This window comes from Streptomyces sp. NPDC030809 (genome assembly GCF_055572195.1).
In genome coordinates, this window is sequence record NZ_JBVIDV010000016.1 from 118,238 (window position 1) to 132,752 (window position 14,515).

A 14,515-nucleotide genomic window follows, 5' to 3' on the forward strand; every position below is an offset into this window, starting at 1 on the left:
TCTGCGGGCTGTCCCGATCGCCATGTAGAGATTCGCAAACCTCGGACGGGGATACAACCCCTTCCGGAAAGTTTTTTTTGATTCGTCGGTGTCGACTAGGTCACAGCCGTACTTCTATGGGGTGGACCCGCGTCTAAACGTTCGACTGAAAGGGTTAACGGCCCTTCCACTCACACAATCACACGCAGTGCACGGCGTACGCCTGTGAACCGCACGCTCGTGCGCAGTCCGAGGTGGTCGCCGTCCATCTGGAAAGGAAGCGGCACCTTCGAATGCAAGGTGAAGTCGGTCAGATCGTGCAGACTGACCGCATGCTTGCCGTGCGGACCCCGCTCAGGAGTCGAGGTCAGGAGCTGTGTCGCGTACCGCGCGATGGCCGGAGTTGACAAACGGCTCAGACCCAGCACGTCAAGTGCGGTGTCGAACGAGGCCTCCGGAGACGCGTAGAGCGGCTTGTTTCCCAGATATGTCCACGGTGACGTATTGCACACTATCGAGAGCACCAGGTCCGTCACCGGATCCGCGCCCGGACGCTCCAGCGTGACCGTCCCGTGCCGCCGGTTCGGCTCCTCCAGGAACTGGCGCAGCAGCTGCCGCACATAGAGGGCGTGCGTCGAACGCTTTCCGCGCTCCCGCTGCTGCTCGACCCGGCCCACCACCCCGGCGTCGAATCCGAATCCGGCGCAGAAGGTGAACCAGCGCGCCGGCACCGACTCGTCCTCGGTCCCCGGCACGCCCTCGGCCAGGCCCAGCCCGACCGTGCGCTCCCGGCGCTCGCGCAGCGCGTCCAGCAGGGCGCCGGTCGCCTCGACGGCGTCGTTCGGCAGGCCCAGCGCGCGGGCGAAGACGTTGGTGGAGCCCCCGGGGACCACCGCCAGACCGGGCAGCCGCTCGGGGTCCGGGCCGTTGTGCAGGAGCCCGTTCACCACCTCGTTGACGGTGCCGTCCCCGCCGAGCGCGACCACGAGCTCGATGTCCCGGCTCTCCGCCGCCCGCCGGCCCAGGTCCCGGGCGTGCCCGCGGTACTCGGTGGTGACCGCCTCCAGCTTCATCTCGCTGGCCAGGGCGTGGACGAGGACGTCGCGCGTGCGCGCACTGGTGGTCGTTGCCGCCGGGTTCGCCACGAGGAGTGCACGCATGAGCAGCAGCCTACCCACCCGTCGGTACACCTCCCATACCGGCTGCCCACCTCGACGGGGCTACCCTGCTGGGGTGAGTACGAAGCAGCCCTCCGCCACCCCCGCCGGACCCGTCCCGGCCCGGCTGACCGCCGCGGCCGCGCTCACCGCGCTGGAGGGGCTGGCCCTCGCCGGCCTGGGCCTGTCCATGCTGATCATGGGCCTGCTCGGGGACCCGGACTCCCCGCAGCAGGCCGAGACGGGCGGGCTCACCATGCTCGTGCTCGCCGCCCTGCCGCTCACCGCGGCCCGCGGCCTGCGCCTGCGCCGCCGCTGGAGCCGGGGGCCGGCCCTGATCACCCAGCTCATGGCCCTGCCCGTGGCCTGGACCCTCTACCACGCGGGCGGCGCCGTGATCGCCGCCGCAGCGGCCCTCGCGGCGGCCGCCGTGGCCGCGATCGTCCTGCTGTTCCACCCGGAGAGCACCGAGGCGCTGGGCGTCGGCGCCGGGCGGGGCTGAGGCCCGCGTACCGGTACGGGCCCGGGCGCGCTCCGCACCGGCCCCGCCCCCCGGGCCGGGCTCACTCCTCGACGAGGAGCTTGTCCCGCAGCTGCGCCAGGGTGCGCGCCAGCAGCCGGGACACGTGCATCTGCGAGATGCCGACCTCCTGCGCGATCTGCGACTGGGTCATGTTGCCGAAGAAGCGCAGCAGCAGGATCCGCTTCTCCCGCGGCGGCAGCCCTTCCAGCAGCGGCTTGAGGGACTCCCGGTACTCGACCCCCTCCAGCGCCTCGTCCTCCGCGCCGAGGGTGTCCGCGACCGCCGGGGACTCGTCGTCCGTGTCCGGCACGTCCAGGGACAGGGTGCTGTACGCATTGGCCGATTCCAGCCCCTCCAGCACCTCCTCCTCGGAGATCCCGAGCCGCTCCGCGAGCTCGTGCACGGTCGGCGACCGGCCGTGCTGCTGGGACAGCTCGGCCGTCGCCGTGGTCAGCGCGAGGCGCAGCTCCTGGAGCCGCCGCGGCACCCGGACCGCCCAGCCCTTGTCGCGGAAGTGCCGCTTGATCTCGCCGACCACGGTGGGCGTCGCGTACGTCGAGAACTCGACCCCGCGGTCCGGGTCGAACCGGTCCACCGACTTGATCAGGCCGATCGTGGCGACCTGGGTGAGGTCGTCGAGCGGCTCCCCGCGGTTGCGGAACCGCCGGGCCAGGTGCTCCACCAGCGGCAGGTGCATCCGCACCAGCCGGTTGCGCAGCTCGGCCCGCTCCGGCGAGCCCTCGGGGAGCTCCCGCAGCCGCAGGAACAGCGCCCGTGCGCCGCTGCGGTCCCGCGGGTCGTCCGCCGCCGGCTCCCGTTGCTCGTGATCGTTCTCGCTCATAGGGCCCGCCCGTCGCTCCGCCGAGTCCAAAAAGCCGTCTTGCGCGCCGTCTTCCGCGGGATGCGGACGCGCGTGCTGCTGCTCCGGAACGCCTCTGCCGGAAGCGTGCACCGGGGGCGCATCCCCGCCCCGCACCGGGATGTCCCCGCCGCTCACGCCGGGCCTGGTCCCGCGCCGCGCTGTTTGTAGAGGCTGATGCTGACGGTGCGGTCCTCCGCGACCGTGGACTCGACCTTGCCGGCCAGGGCCGACAGGACCGTCCACGCGAAGGTGTCGCGCTCGGGAGCCCGCCCGTCGGTGGTCGGGGCCGAGACCGTCACCTCCAGTGAATCGTCGATCAGCCGGAACACGCAGCTGAGGACGGAGCCGGGCACGGCCTGCTGGAGCAGGATCGCGCACGCCTCGTCCACCGCGATGCGCAGGTCCTCGATCTCGTCGAGGGTGAAGTCCAAGCGCGCCGCGAGACCGGCCGTGGCCGTGCGCAACACCGACAGATAGGCACCTGCGGCCGGCAGCCGGACTTCCACGAAGTCCTGGGTCCCGGGCTCGCCTGCGATCTGGGACACCCTCACCTCCAAGGTGGTACGAGCTCTGTTCGCCGGTGACGCTACCGCGACGACGGCGATCGTGTCGCGGCACCCCCGTTCCGCGGCAGTGACTGATGGTAAGCCGACGGGTACGCACAGTGGCTAGGGGTCTGCGGGCCCAAATAAAGGGAACCGGCGGAGGGTTGACCTACCCCTCTGCCGCCGATCGAACCTCACACGAGAGAAGCGTCCACGAAACACCAGCGCCAGGTCTCGCCCGGCTCGTAGCTGCGCATCACCGGATGCCCCGTCTCCTGGTAGTGGGCGGTCGCGTGCCGGTGCGGGGAGGAGTCGCAGCACGCCACGTGCCCGCACCACAGGCACATCCGCAGCTGCACCGGGTGGCTGCCGACCGCCAGGCAGTCCGGGCAGGTCATCGCCCGGGGCGCCGGCTCGGGGCGCGGCAGTTCGGGAACATGCGTGCACTCGCTCATGATGGCCAGGTTACGACGGCGCACGAGGGGAAGGGCGGGGTCGCGCGATGGAGATGTGGCCGCTGGTGGCACTGGTGGCGGGCAGTGCCGCCGTGGCGGGGGCGGCCCGCCGCACCCCGGTGCCGGCCCCGCTGCTGCTGGTCGCGGCGGGACTGGCCGCGGCCTACCTGCCGGGGGTGCCGGCGTACGGGCTCGACCCGCACGTCGTGCTCCCCCTCATGCTGCCGCCGCTGCTCTACACGGCCGCGGTGGACAGCTCGTACCTGGACCTGCGGGCGAACGTGCGGCCCGTCGCGATGCTGTCCGTCGGCTACGTCCTCTTCGCCACCCTCGCGGTCGGCTGGGCGGCGTACCTGGTGGTGCCGGGGCTGCCGCTGACCGCGGCGCTGGTGCTGGGCGCGGTCGTGGCCCCGCCGGACGCGGTCGCGGCCACCGCGATCGCCCGCCGGCTGCGGCTGCCCCCGCGGATCACGACCATCCTGCAGGGCGAGTCCCTCGTCAACGACGCCACCGCGATCACCGCCTACAAGGTGGCCCTCGCCGCCGTGGTGGGGGAGGGCGCCGGCTGGGCGGGCGGGATCGCCGAGTTCCTCCTCGCCTCGGTCGGCGGGGTGGGCGTGGGCCTGCTGCTCATGGTCCCGATCCACCACCTGCGGACCCGGCTGCGGGAGCCGCTGCTCCAGAACACCCTGTCGCTGCTCATCCCCTTCGTGGCGTACGCGGTCGCCGAGGAGGTGCACGCCTCCGGGGTGCTCGCGGTGGTCGTGGTCGCCCTCTACCTGGGGCACCGGGCCTGGCAGGTGGACTTCGCGACCCGGCTCCAGGAGGAGGCGGTGTGGAAGATGGTCGCCTTCGTGCTGGAGTCGGTGGTCTTCGCCCTGATCGGCCTCCAGCTCCCGGTGGTCCTGGCGGACCTGGGGGAGTACGAGGGACTGCACGCGGCCTGGTACGCGCTGGCGGTGTTCGCGGCGGTGGTCGTGAGCCGGTTCGTGTGGGTGTTCCCGGCCACCTTCCTGCCGCGGGCGGCCTCCGCGCGGATCCGCGAGCGGGAGCCGGACACCGACTGGAAGGCCCCGGTGATCGTGGGCTGGGCCGGGATGCGCGGGGTGGTCTCGCTGGCCATCGCCTTCTCGATCCCCGTGACGGTGGACGACGGCGGGGGCTTCCCGTACCGGAACCTGATCCTCTTCCTGACCTTCACCACGGTCATCGCCACCCTCGTGGTGCAGGGGCTGACCCTGCCCCCGCTGATCCGCCGGCTGAAGCTGCCGCCGCGGGACGCGCAGGCCGAGACCCTGGCCGAGGCCCAGGCCCAGAACCAGGCCTCGCAGGCGGCGGAGGACCGGCTGGCCGCCCTCCTGGAGGACCCGGCGAACGCCCTGCCGCCGCCGCTGGCCGAGCGGCTGCGCACGGTGCTGGAGCGGCGCCGGAACGCGGTGTGGGAGCGGCTGGGCGCGGTCAACCCGCAGACGGGGGAGTCCGCGGACGACACCTACCGGCGGCTGTCCCGCGAGATGATCTCCGCCGAGCGGGAGGTGTTCGTCTCCCTGCGCGACGCCCGCCGCATCGACGACGAGATGCTCCGCACCCTCCTGCGCCGCCTGGACCTGGAGGAGGCCGCGGCCTACCGGGAGTCGGAGGGCTGAGGGCCGGGCCGGAAGGCCGCCAGGGGCCGGGCCGCCCGGCCGCCGGCCCCGGTTCAGGGGGCCTGCGTGCCGTCCAGCGGCGGCCCGGTGACCACGGCGGCGACGGCCGAGCCGGGCGGGAAGGCGCCCTCGGCGGCGAGGGCGGTCAGGGCGAAGAGCAGCTTGGCCACGTAGAGCCGCTCCACCGGGAGCCCGTGCCGGTCCTCGAAGTCCGCCGCGAACGCGTCGAGTTCGGCCGGGACCCGGGCGAAGCCGCCGAAGTGGAAGCGCTCGTCCAGCGACCAGTCGCCGGCCGGGCCGCCGAACGCCGCCTGCTGGAAGGAACGTATCTCCGCGGCCAGGAACCCGCCCTTGAGCACCGGCACCCCCAGCGCCCGGGACCCGGGCCCCAGCCCGGCCGCCAGCCCCGCCAGGGTGCCGCCGGTCCCGCAGGGCAGCGCCACCACCCCGGCCGCCCCCCGCAGCTCCCGGCCCAGCTCGGCGCAGCCGCGCACCGCGAGCTCGTTGCTGCCGCCCTCGGGCACCGCGTACGCGTCCTGCGCCCCGGCCGCGCGCAGCAGCCGGGCGAGCCCCGCCGGATCGGCCTTCAGCCGGTAGTCGGAGCGGGAGACGAAGTGCAGCCGCATGCCGTCCGCGGCGCACCGGGCCAGCGAGTCGTTGAGCGGGGCCCCGGCCAGCTCCTCCCCGCGGACGATGCCCACCGTGCCCAGCCCGAGCAGCCGGCCGGCGGCCGCCGTGGCCCGCAGGTGGTTCGAGTAGGCCCCGCCGAAGGTGGCCACCTCCCGCGCCCCGCCCGCCACGGCGGCCCGCAGGTTGGGCACGAGCTTGCGCCACTTGTTCCCGGGGATCTCCGGGTGCACGAGGTCGTCCCGCTTGAGCAGCAGCCGGACCCCGTGCCGCTCGAAGCGGTCGTCGCGGACCTCCGCCAGCGGCGAGGGGAGCCGGGGGCGCAGGAGGGAGTCCAGGTCGGGGGCGCCGAGGTCGGGGGCGGGGCCGGGTGCGGTGTCCACCCCGCCATTGTGGGCCGCTGCCGGGCGGGCCGGCAGCGGGGGCGGGGGCAGGCGGCTACTTGAGGCGCTCGTGGACGCGGTCGCGCATGGACTGCATGGTGAAGCCGGCCGGGTCGATCTTGCCGGGCTGCCATTCCAGGTGGCCGATCACCGAGCGGGCGGTCCAGCCGTGCCGGCGGCACACGGCCGCGGCGGCGCGGGCGATCGCGTCGAGCTGGACGGGGGGCCAGGGGTCCTCGCCATCGCCGAGGTTCTCGCACTCGAAGCCGTAGAAGCGGGCGTTGCCGTCGACGTCCGCTTCGTTGTCGGGCGGCAGGGCCTTCTCGGCGACCACCGCGGCGAGGACGTCCCGGTCCCCGGAACCCGCGTGGTTGGCGCGGCCGTAGCCGACCAGGTGGACCCGGCCGTCCTTGGTGATGACCCCGTGGCACAGGGGGCCGGGGAGCCGCGCGTGGCCGTCCCGGCAGATACGGACGGTGTCCGCCGTGCCCCGGGTGACGGTGTGGTGGATCATCACCCCGTGCACCGGCCCCCAGGGGCCCTTGTGGTTGCGGTTGTGGTTGCGCCAGTCGCCGACCTCGACGACCGTCAGTCCTTCGTTCACCAGGGCGTGCTTGAACTCTCCCGCGGACATGGGTTCGGCCACCCGTGGCCTCCTTTGCGGACGTGACGGCCGCCGGTCGCAACCGCCCGTACCGGGGGTGTACCGGAGCATCGTGTTCCGGGCCAGCCCGTTCGTACGCCGTGCGAGCCGATCCGGTCACGCGCGGTGACCGGATCCGGTGCCGCCCGGGCCCTGGCGGTACGGACGTTCGTTCGATCGGCGCCCGGGGCGAGGCCCGGCGGCCGGGCGGGCCGTCGGATATCGGCCACACGGCCTGCCTCTCCCGGGTGGCGGGGGAGCCGCCGTGGTCCGCTGCCGGGCGCACCGGCACCCCGCAGGGCCGGCTCGGTGGATCGGGTCAAGCACACGGGGCCACCGGAGAGGACGTGCATCCGGGACGCAGGGGAAAGCGCCCCGCGGCGGCAGCCGAGCATGGCCGGATTCCGCGGGCGCCGGACGGCCCCGGCCCGCCAGGGCTGAACTCCAGAACGTGCCCACATCAGTGCGATCCAGTCCCACCCGTTCGTGTAATGGTCCGGTCACGCCCCGCGCTGAAAGGCTGCCCCGGCAGATCCATGGAGTGTCGAAGGGGAATGACATGTCGGTCCAGGCAGGTTCCGAATCCGAGGCGCAGGCGCTGCCGCAGCGCAGTCTCGCCACCTCGGCCGCGCGGAACTTGGCAACCACCACCAAGTCCGTGCCGCAGATGCAGGAGATCACCTCCCGGTGGCTCCTGAAGATGCTCCCCTGGGTTTCGGTGCAGGGCGGCACGTACCGGGTGAACCGGCGGCTGAGCTACGCGGTCGGCGACGGCCGCGTCACGTTCGTCAAGACCGGGGACCGGGTCCAGGTCATCCCGGCGGAGCTCGGTGAACTGCCGCTGCTGCGCTCGTACGAGGACCTGGAGGTGCTCACCGAGCTCGCCGAGCGCTGCCGGCAGGTCGACTTCGCCGCCGGACAGGAGCTGACCTCCTTCGGCAGCCCCTCCGACCAGGTCTACCTGGTGGCGCACGGCCGCATCGAGCAGATCGGCCCCGGCCACTACGGCGAGGACACCGTGCTGCGCACCGTCGCCGACGGCGCGTACTTCGGCGAGGACAGCCTCGTCGACGAGGAGTCCATCTGGGAGTTCACCGCCCGCGCCGTGACACCCGGCACCGCCCTCGTCCTGACCCGCCAGGACTTCCAGCTGCTCGCCGACCGCGTCGAGTCCCTGCGCCTGCACGTCGACCACGTGCGCTCGCTCCCCGAGCAGCGCACCAACGAGCACGGCGAGGCCGAGATCGACCTCTCCGCCGGCCACACCGGCGAGCCCGTGCTGCCCGGCACCTTCGTGGACTACGAGGCCCGCCCGCGCGAGTACGAACTCAGCATCGCCCAGACGGTGCTGCGCGTGCACACGCGCGTCGCCGACCTGTACAACCACCCGATGAACCAGACCGAGCAGCAGCTGCGGCTCACGGTCGAGGCGCTCCGCGAGCGCCAAGAGCACGAGATGATCAACAACCCCGAGTTCGGCCTGCTCCACAACGCCGACTACGACCAGCGCATCCAGCCGCACGACAGCGTGCCCACCCCCGACGACCTCGACGCGCTGCTCGCGATGCGCCGCGGCTCCAAGTTCTTCCTCGCGCACCCCCAGGCCATCGCCGCCCTGGGCCGCGAGTGGAACAAGCGCGGGATCTACCCCACCCCCGTCGAGGTGCACGGCCACCACATCCCGGCCTGGCGCGGGGTCCCGATCTTCCCGTGCAACAAGATCCCGATCAGCGACGCCCGCACCACCTCGATCCTGTGCATGCGCACCGGCGAGGACGAGCAGGGCGTCATCGGCCTGCACCAGCCCGGGCTGCCCGACGAGCTGGAGCCGAGCATGTCGGTCCGCTTCATGGGCATCAACGAGCAGGCGCTCATCTCCTACCTGGTGACCGCCTACTTCTCCACCGCCGTGCTCGTCCCCGACGCGCTCGGCGTACTGGAGAACGTCCAGATCGGCCGCTGGAACTGAGCGCGCCCGCAGTCGAGGGGCGGGAGGCGGCCGCCGCCCTGCTCGACACGACGAGAGAGACGGTCGGCCCGGAGCTGCGCCGGGCGGTCGGACAGCTCCCCGGCATGCTGCGCCGGGTGGCCGCGTACCACTTCGGCTGGGAGGAGGCCGACGGCCGCCCGGCGGCCGGGCGCGCCGGCAAGGCGATCCGACCGGCCCTGGTGCTCGCCGCGGCCGGGGCCCTCGGCGGCTCCGCCCGGGCGGCGGTCCGGCCCGCCGCGGCGGTGGAGCTCGCGCACAACTTCACCCTGCTCCACGACGACATCATCGACGAGGACGCCCGCCGCCGCGGCCGGCCCACGGCCTGGACCGTCTTCGGCATACCCGATGCGCTGCTCACCGGGGACGCCATGCTCGCCCTGGCCCTGCGGGTGCTGGCCGAGGACCGGCACCCGGCCTCGGCGCGGGCCGCGGCCCGGCTCGCGGACTGCGTGATCGAGCTGTCCATGGGCCAGCAGACCGACTGCGCCTTCGAGCGCAAGGCCGAGGTCACCCTCGACGAGTGCACGGCCATGGCCCTGGCCAAGACCGGTGCGCTGCTCGGCTGTTCGTGCGCGCTCGGCGGGCTCTACGCCGGTGCGGGCGAGGAGGAGGTCGAGGCACTGGACGCCTTCGGGCGGGAGGCGGGGCTCGCCTTCCAGCTCATCGACGACCTGATCGGCATCTGGGGAGACCCGGAGCACACGGGCAAGCCCGCGGGGGCCGACCTGGCCGCCCGCAAGAAGTCCCTGCCCGTCGTGGCCGCCCTCACCTCGGGCACGGCCGCCGGAGAGGAGCTGGCCCGGCTGTACGCGGGACCCATGACCGGGGACGACGTACGGCGGGCCGCCGAGGCGGTGGAACGGGCCGGCGCCCGCGACTGGGCGCAGGCCCACGCCGCGGACCGGATGGGCCGGGCCGTGCAGCAGCTGGCGCGCGCGGTGCCCGACCCGGCCGCGGCCGAAGGGCTGCTGGCGCTGGCGGAGTTCGTGACGCGCCGCACCCGGTAGCCGCCGGGCGCTGCGCTCCGGGGCCCGTCCGCAGGACCGTTTCGGTCGTGCGGACGGGCCTCCGGCATGTCCGGGCCCTGCGCAACTCTAGGATCTGCTCGCATTGTTGACCGATTCGAGCGTGACGGGTGGCGGCTGTGGGACTTCGGATACGACGGGCTGTGGAGAGCGACCGGGACGCGGTGGCGGCGCTGCTGGACGAGGCCTTCCGCGAGGACCCGGTGAGCAGCTGGGTCTTCCCGGACCCCGCCCACCGGCGGGCCGTGCACGGCAGGTTCCTCGGGGTGTTCGTGGACGTGGCCCTCGCCGAGGGCCGGGTGGACTACGCCGAGGACGGTTCGGCGGCCGCCCTGTGGCTGCGGGTCCCGGCGGGCGAGCCGGAGGGCGAGGACGAGGTCCCGGCGCTGATGCGGGAGACGGCGGACCCGGAGAACGAGCGGTGCGAGCTGGTGGGCCGGCTGACCGGGGCGGTGCACCCGACCGCGGAGGAGCACGAGTACCTGCTGATGATCGCCGTGTCCCCGGAGCGGCAGGGGCAGGGGCTGGGCACCGAGCTGATCCGGCCGGTCCTGGAGCGCTGCGACCGCGAGGGGCTGCCGGCGTACCTCGAGGCGAGCAGCGCCCGCAGCCGCGGACTGTACGAGCGGCTCGGCTTCGAGTTCACCGGCACGGCGGTGCAGCTGCCGGACGGGCCCCTGATGTGGCCCATGTGGCGCAAGCCGCGCGGCTGAGGGCGCCGTACGGAGGCTGCGGCGGGCCGTAAGGAAGCGGCGCGCGGGAATCCCTTGCGTGACCACTGCATGCGTAGTACTTTCAATGCAGTGGTCGCCATGGGGGCGGCCGCGGAACCCTCGGAAAGAGGCTGCTCTTGCGCAAGCTCACGTACTTCATCGCCACCTCCGTCGACGGCTTCATCGGCGACCCGGACGGTGACGGGAACTTCTTCTACCAGTGGGTGGGCGGGGAGTTCCTGGAGTACCTCAAGGCCGAATACCCGGAGACGATCGCCTCCGCCGGCCTCGCCCAGCTGGGCATCGACGCCTCGCAGGCCAAGCACTTCGACACGGTCCTGATGGGCCGCGGCACCTACGACGTGGGCTACAAACTGGGCGATTCCAGCCCGTACGCCCACCTGACCCAGTACGTGGTCTCCCGCTCCCTCACCGAGTCCCCGGACCCGGCCGTCCGCCTGATCGAGGGGGACGTGGCCGCCGCGGTGCGCCGGCTCAAGGCCGAGGACGGGCTCGGCATCTGGCTGTGCGGCGGGGCCGACCTGGCGGCGCAGCTCGTCGACGAGATCGACGAGATCGTGGTCAAGACCTACCCGGTCTTCGCCGGGACCGGCATGCCCATGTCCCGCGCCGGGTTCGCCCCCCGCGAGCTGGTCCTGGAGGAGACCCGCAGCTTCGACGGCTCCGTGCTCGTCACCCGGTACACGCGCAAGCGCTGACGCCGCCGCGGGCCTACCGTGGAGGCATGGGCGAAGAGAAGCAGCGGGAGCCGGTGCCGGCCCCGCAGGCGGGCACGGCGCAGCGCTTCTGCCCGGTCTGCGGCAGCGAGGTCGGGACGGTGGTGCAGCGGCACAAGAGCCTCGGGGTCTTCGTGCCGGAGTGGCGGCCGGGGCCGTGCCGGAACCCCGAGTGCCCGGAGTACGTGCCCGAGGCGGCGGCGTAGGCCGCGGCCTGACGGGGCCGGCTCCGGGCCGGTTCCGGGGCCGGCGCGGGCGGGTTCCGGGCCGGTTTCCGGCGCCGGGAACGGACGGGCAGGGGCACGCGGCCGGCGCCGCGTGCCCCTGCGCGCTTCCTGCCGTACGCCTACTTCGCGAGCGCGGCCGCCAGGCCGTTGCGCCACAGGTAGTCCACCCGGGAGCGCTCGGTCGAGTTCGGGTAGGCGTTGGTGCACGAGGTGCCGGGGCCGCCGCCGGACATCAGCTCGCTGCACGGGCCCGAGTAGTGGTCCGGCAGGCCGAGCACGTGGCCGGTCTCGTGGGCGGTCACGCGGGTGGAGTCGTACTGCTGGTTCTGCCGGTAGTCGAGGAAGATGTACCCGCGGCCGTGCCCGTCGGTGGACGCGTACGAACCGCGCGAGTCGTTGCCCTCGTAGTACTGGAAGTTTGCCCCGGAGCTGACCTCCTGGAGCTTCACGTTCGCCACCGAGCTGTTCCATATCTGGGTGCTGCGGGCGATCTGGGTGCGGAAGCTCGGGGCGTTGCGGGTGCTGTAGTACACCGTGACCGAGGCGGCGGCCGGGTTCGCGGCGCGCTTCTCGGCCACCGACTTCATCACGGCCTCGAAGAAGGCGCGGTTCGCGGCAGCGTTCTCCTTCGACTGCTCGTACGCCGCGTAGGAGGCGGCGGATCCGGTCGCCGGGGCGGGGGCGGCGCCGGCGGCCGGGGCCGCGCCGACGGCCGCGGCGAGGCCCAGGCCGAGCAGCGAAGCGAGCACGGTCATACGGGGATTGGGCATGGGGGGCTCCAACTTCATCCGGTGAACGAGGCGGTCGTTCGGTACCGGAGTCTGGGGGAGCGGAAGCCGCACGGGGATGATGCCGGACGCCGATAGGACGGCGTTATCGCCGCCTTCCGGCCGACTTTCACCGTTCCGTCAACTGCCGTGAAAATGGCGGAAATCGGTGGTTCACCAGTGGCTGGTGCGGCCCAGGGGGCCGCCCTACCCTCGGCTCATGGAGCTGGAGGTGAGGCATCTGCGCGCGCTGTGCGCCATCGCGGAAACGGGCAGCCTGCACAAGGCGGCGCGGCAGCTCGGCGTGAGCCAGCCCTCGCTGAGCACCCAGCTGCGCCGGATCGAACAGGCCCTGGAAGGCGAGCTGTTCCTGCGCGGGCGCACCGGCTGCCGGCCCACTCCGCTGGGGCGGCAGGTGCTGGGCCGGGCCCGCCCGCTGCTCGACGGCATGGCCGCGCTCGTCGAGGAGGCCCGGGCGGCCTCCCGCGGGCCGCGGCTGCGGATCGGCTCGACGGCCAGCCGGGCCCTGCCGGGCTGGCTGCGGAGGCTGCGGGGGCGGTTCCCGGCCGCCGAGGTCACCCTGCTGGTCGACGTTTCGGCCAACGCCCTGCTGCGGATGGTCGCTTCGGGGGTGCTCGACGTGGCCTTCGTCCACGAGGTCGAGGGCTGCCCGCTGCGGATGCCCGCCGGGCTGGCCCAGCGGGTGCTCGTCGAGCGGGAGCCCCAGTTCGTCGCCCTGGCCCGGGACCATCCCGCGGCCCGCCGGGCCGAAGTGGACCTCGCGGACCTGGCCGGCGACCGGTGGATGGTGGACCCCTCGGTGGACGGCGAATGGGACGGGCTGCGCCGGGTGCTCGCCGCGGCCGGCTTCGACCCGCCCTTCCTGCACGGCGACTACCACACGGCCGCCTCGATGGTCGTCACCGGCGAGGCGGTGGCCCCCTGCCAGCCCACCTCGGTCCCCCGCGAGGACATGGCGATCCGCCCGCTCCGCGGTGACCCGCTGGCGGTCCGCCTCCTCCTGGTCACCCGCCCCGGGGCGGGCGCCGCCGAGGCGTACGAGGACCTCCGCGCGTCCTACCGCGAGGCCGCCCTGCGCGCTCCCTCGTACCGGGCCTGGCTCCGGCGCCACCGCAGCCCGGTGCTGGCGGCGTCGTAGACGCCGGTTTCCGGGGGCGCGGTCAGACGGCCGCCGCCGGGCGGAGGGGCTGCGGGTGCGGGGCCAGGCGGTCCGGCAGCGGGAGGGTCCGCAGGGCGTGCAGGGTGGTACGGAGGGGGAGCGGGGCCCAGGCGGCTTCCGCCAGGCGCTCCAGGAGGGGGCCGGTCTCGGCGCGGTCGAGGCCCGGGAAGGCCGGCCGGTGCAGGCCTGCGAGGTGCAGGAGGCAGGCCAGGGCGCCGGTGCGGGGGTCCGGGGCGGTGCCGCCGAGGACCGCGTCCGCCAGGCGGGTGCGGATCTCCTGCTCGGCCCGGTCCGCGGTGCCGGGCGCGCGGCGGACGGGGAAGGGGCCGTCCGCGGCCCACCGGTCGGCCGGGAGCGCCAGGCCGCGGGCCCGCAGGCTGTCCGCCGCTGCCCCGGCCGCCGCGGAGAAGTCGTGGGCCAGCCAGTCGCCCGCCGTGGGGCGGCGGCGGCGCTCGGCCCAGTCGTGGGCCAGCCGCAGCCGGCCGTCCAGCAGGCGGGTGCCGGTCGGGGCGGTGTCCCGGACGCCGAGCCGTCCGCCGGTCACCGACAGCCGTCCGGCCAGGGTCAGTTCGACGAGGGTGCCGGCTGCGACCGCCCAGGCCGCGGCCGCCCGCTCGTGCTCTGCACCGGCCGGCGCGTCCAGCGCCAGCAGCATGATCTCCTCGCCCAGCGTGACCCGCATCGGTTTCCCCGTCCCCGTTCGACTCTGCCTACGGATCAGGGGACGTACGCGCCCCCGCGGTGGTTCCGCCCCCTGCCCCGCTCCCGAGCGGTCCCCGACCGGTCCTCGAGCGCCGGACGGGCCGGATCGCCCCCGGGCCGTCCCACGGCCCGCACCCAGCGACCGGCGAGGCCCCCGGGGCTCCGCCCCGCACCCCGGTCCTCAAACGCCGGACAGGCTGGATCTCGCCGCTCCCGGCTCGTTTGTGCGGCTTGCCTCGGGGGTGGAGCTGCCCCGTTCAGCTCGGCTCGCGTCGGGGCTGGATGCTGCGGGGCGGAATCAAGCCCCGCCGGCGTTTGAGGCGCGGGGTGCGGGGCGGAGCCCCGGAGCGGTGC

At 74.0% G+C, this 14,515-nt stretch carries 16 protein-coding genes; 8 read left to right on the forward strand and 8 right to left on the reverse strand.

The window, feature by feature from the left end:
- Positions 1–170 precede the first annotated feature (170 nt).
- Complete coding sequence (locus tag ACZ407_RS21825) at positions 171–1,139, reverse strand: diacylglycerol/lipid kinase family protein (RefSeq protein WP_468130628.1); 969 nt, start codon at positions 1,137–1,139, stop codon at positions 171–173.
- On the opposite strand from ACZ407_RS21825, the gene ACZ407_RS21830 reads away from it, so the two are divergent.
- The gene (locus ACZ407_RS21830) at positions 1,138–1,638 is read left to right on the forward strand and encodes a hypothetical protein (protein ID WP_468130630.1); all 501 of its coding nucleotides are present in this window, start codon (positions 1,138–1,140) and stop codon (positions 1,636–1,638) included. The two genes, ACZ407_RS21825 and ACZ407_RS21830, sit on opposite strands and share 2 nt — an antisense overlap.
- A 61-nt stretch (positions 1,639–1,699) precedes the next feature.
- On the opposite strand, the gene ACZ407_RS21835 is transcribed toward ACZ407_RS21830, so the two are convergent.
- From ACZ407_RS21835 to ACZ407_RS21845, 3 genes are all read right to left on the reverse strand, one after another.
- Positions 1,700–2,635, reverse strand: a complete 936-nt coding sequence (locus ACZ407_RS21835; RefSeq protein WP_468130785.1) for an RNA polymerase sigma factor SigF — start codon at positions 2,633–2,635, stop codon at positions 1,700–1,702.
- A 17-nt stretch (positions 2,636–2,652) separates the two neighbouring features.
- Positions 2,653–3,066, reverse strand: coding sequence for an ATP-binding protein (locus ACZ407_RS21840; protein ID WP_468130632.1), 414 nt, complete (start codon positions 3,064–3,066; stop codon positions 2,653–2,655).
- A 194-nt stretch (positions 3,067–3,260) separates the two neighbouring features.
- On the reverse strand, positions 3,261–3,521 hold the full coding sequence (locus tag ACZ407_RS21845) for a UBP-type zinc finger domain-containing protein (protein ID WP_468130634.1): 261 nt from the start codon (positions 3,519–3,521) through the stop codon (positions 3,261–3,263).
- Positions 3,522–3,568: 47 nt separating this feature from the next.
- Between ACZ407_RS21845 and ACZ407_RS21850 the strand changes: the two genes are divergently transcribed.
- Complete coding sequence (locus tag ACZ407_RS21850; RefSeq protein ID WP_468130635.1) at positions 3,569–5,167, forward strand: Na+/H+ antiporter; 1,599 nt, start codon at positions 3,569–3,571, stop codon at positions 5,165–5,167.
- Between the two features lie 53 nt (positions 5,168–5,220).
- Here ACZ407_RS21850 and ACZ407_RS21855 read toward each other — a convergent pair whose 3' ends face one another.
- The gene (locus ACZ407_RS21855; RefSeq protein WP_468130637.1) at positions 5,221–6,177 is read right to left on the reverse strand and encodes a 1-aminocyclopropane-1-carboxylate deaminase/D-cysteine desulfhydrase; all 957 of its coding nucleotides are present in this window, start codon (positions 6,175–6,177) and stop codon (positions 5,221–5,223) included.
- 55 nt (positions 6,178–6,232) lie between these two features.
- Positions 6,233–6,823, reverse strand: coding sequence for an N-acetylmuramoyl-L-alanine amidase (locus ACZ407_RS21860; protein ID WP_468130639.1), 591 nt, complete (start codon positions 6,821–6,823; stop codon positions 6,233–6,235).
- Between the two features lie 556 nt (positions 6,824–7,379).
- Here ACZ407_RS21860 and ACZ407_RS21865 point away from each other — a divergent pair.
- The 5 genes from ACZ407_RS21865 to ACZ407_RS21885 all read left to right on the forward strand — a co-directional run bounded on the left by ACZ407_RS21865 (position 7,380) and on the right by ACZ407_RS21885 (position 11,491).
- Entirely contained in the window at positions 7,380–8,789 is a 1,410-nt protein-coding gene (locus ACZ407_RS21865; protein WP_468130641.1) for a family 2B encapsulin nanocompartment shell protein, read from the forward strand.
- Positions 8,780–9,817 carry a family 2 encapsulin nanocompartment cargo protein polyprenyl transferase gene (locus tag ACZ407_RS21870; protein WP_468130787.1) on the forward strand — a complete coding sequence of 346 codons (1,038 nt, stop codon included), beginning with the start codon at positions 8,780–8,782 and terminating at the stop codon, positions 9,815–9,817. The genes ACZ407_RS21865 and ACZ407_RS21870 overlap by 10 nt, the downstream gene beginning before the upstream one ends.
- Before the next feature lie 137 nt (positions 9,818–9,954).
- Entirely contained in the window at positions 9,955–10,548 is a 594-nt protein-coding gene (locus tag ACZ407_RS21875; RefSeq protein ID WP_468130643.1) for a GNAT family N-acetyltransferase, read from the forward strand.
- Positions 10,549–10,685: 137 nt separating this feature from the next.
- Positions 10,686–11,267, forward strand: coding sequence for a dihydrofolate reductase family protein (locus ACZ407_RS21880; protein ID WP_468130645.1), 582 nt, complete (start codon positions 10,686–10,688; stop codon positions 11,265–11,267).
- A 26-nt stretch (positions 11,268–11,293) separates the two neighbouring features.
- On the forward strand, positions 11,294–11,491 hold the full coding sequence (locus tag ACZ407_RS21885; protein ID WP_468130647.1) for a hypothetical protein: 198 nt from the start codon (positions 11,294–11,296) through the stop codon (positions 11,489–11,491).
- 140 nt (positions 11,492–11,631) lie between these two features.
- Here ACZ407_RS21885 and snpA read toward each other — a convergent pair whose 3' ends face one another.
- Positions 11,632–12,282: a snapalysin gene (gene snpA / locus ACZ407_RS21890; RefSeq protein WP_468130649.1), complete on the reverse strand. Its 651-nt coding sequence runs from the start codon at positions 12,280–12,282 to the stop codon at positions 11,632–11,634.
- A gap of 217 nt (positions 12,283–12,499) precedes the next feature.
- Here snpA and ACZ407_RS21895 point away from each other — a divergent pair, with 217 nt between their 5' ends.
- Positions 12,500–13,438 carry a LysR family transcriptional regulator gene (locus ACZ407_RS21895; RefSeq protein ID WP_468130651.1) on the forward strand — a complete coding sequence of 313 codons (939 nt, stop codon included), beginning with the start codon at positions 12,500–12,502 and terminating at the stop codon, positions 13,436–13,438.
- Positions 13,439–13,460: 22 nt separating this feature from the next.
- On the opposite strand, the gene ACZ407_RS21900 is transcribed toward ACZ407_RS21895, so the two are convergent.
- Positions 13,461–14,141 (reverse strand): GOLPH3/VPS74 family protein, encoded by a 681-nt coding sequence (locus tag ACZ407_RS21900; RefSeq protein ID WP_468130653.1) that lies wholly within the window; start codon positions 14,139–14,141, stop codon positions 13,461–13,463.
- Positions 14,142–14,515 lie beyond the last annotated feature (374 nt).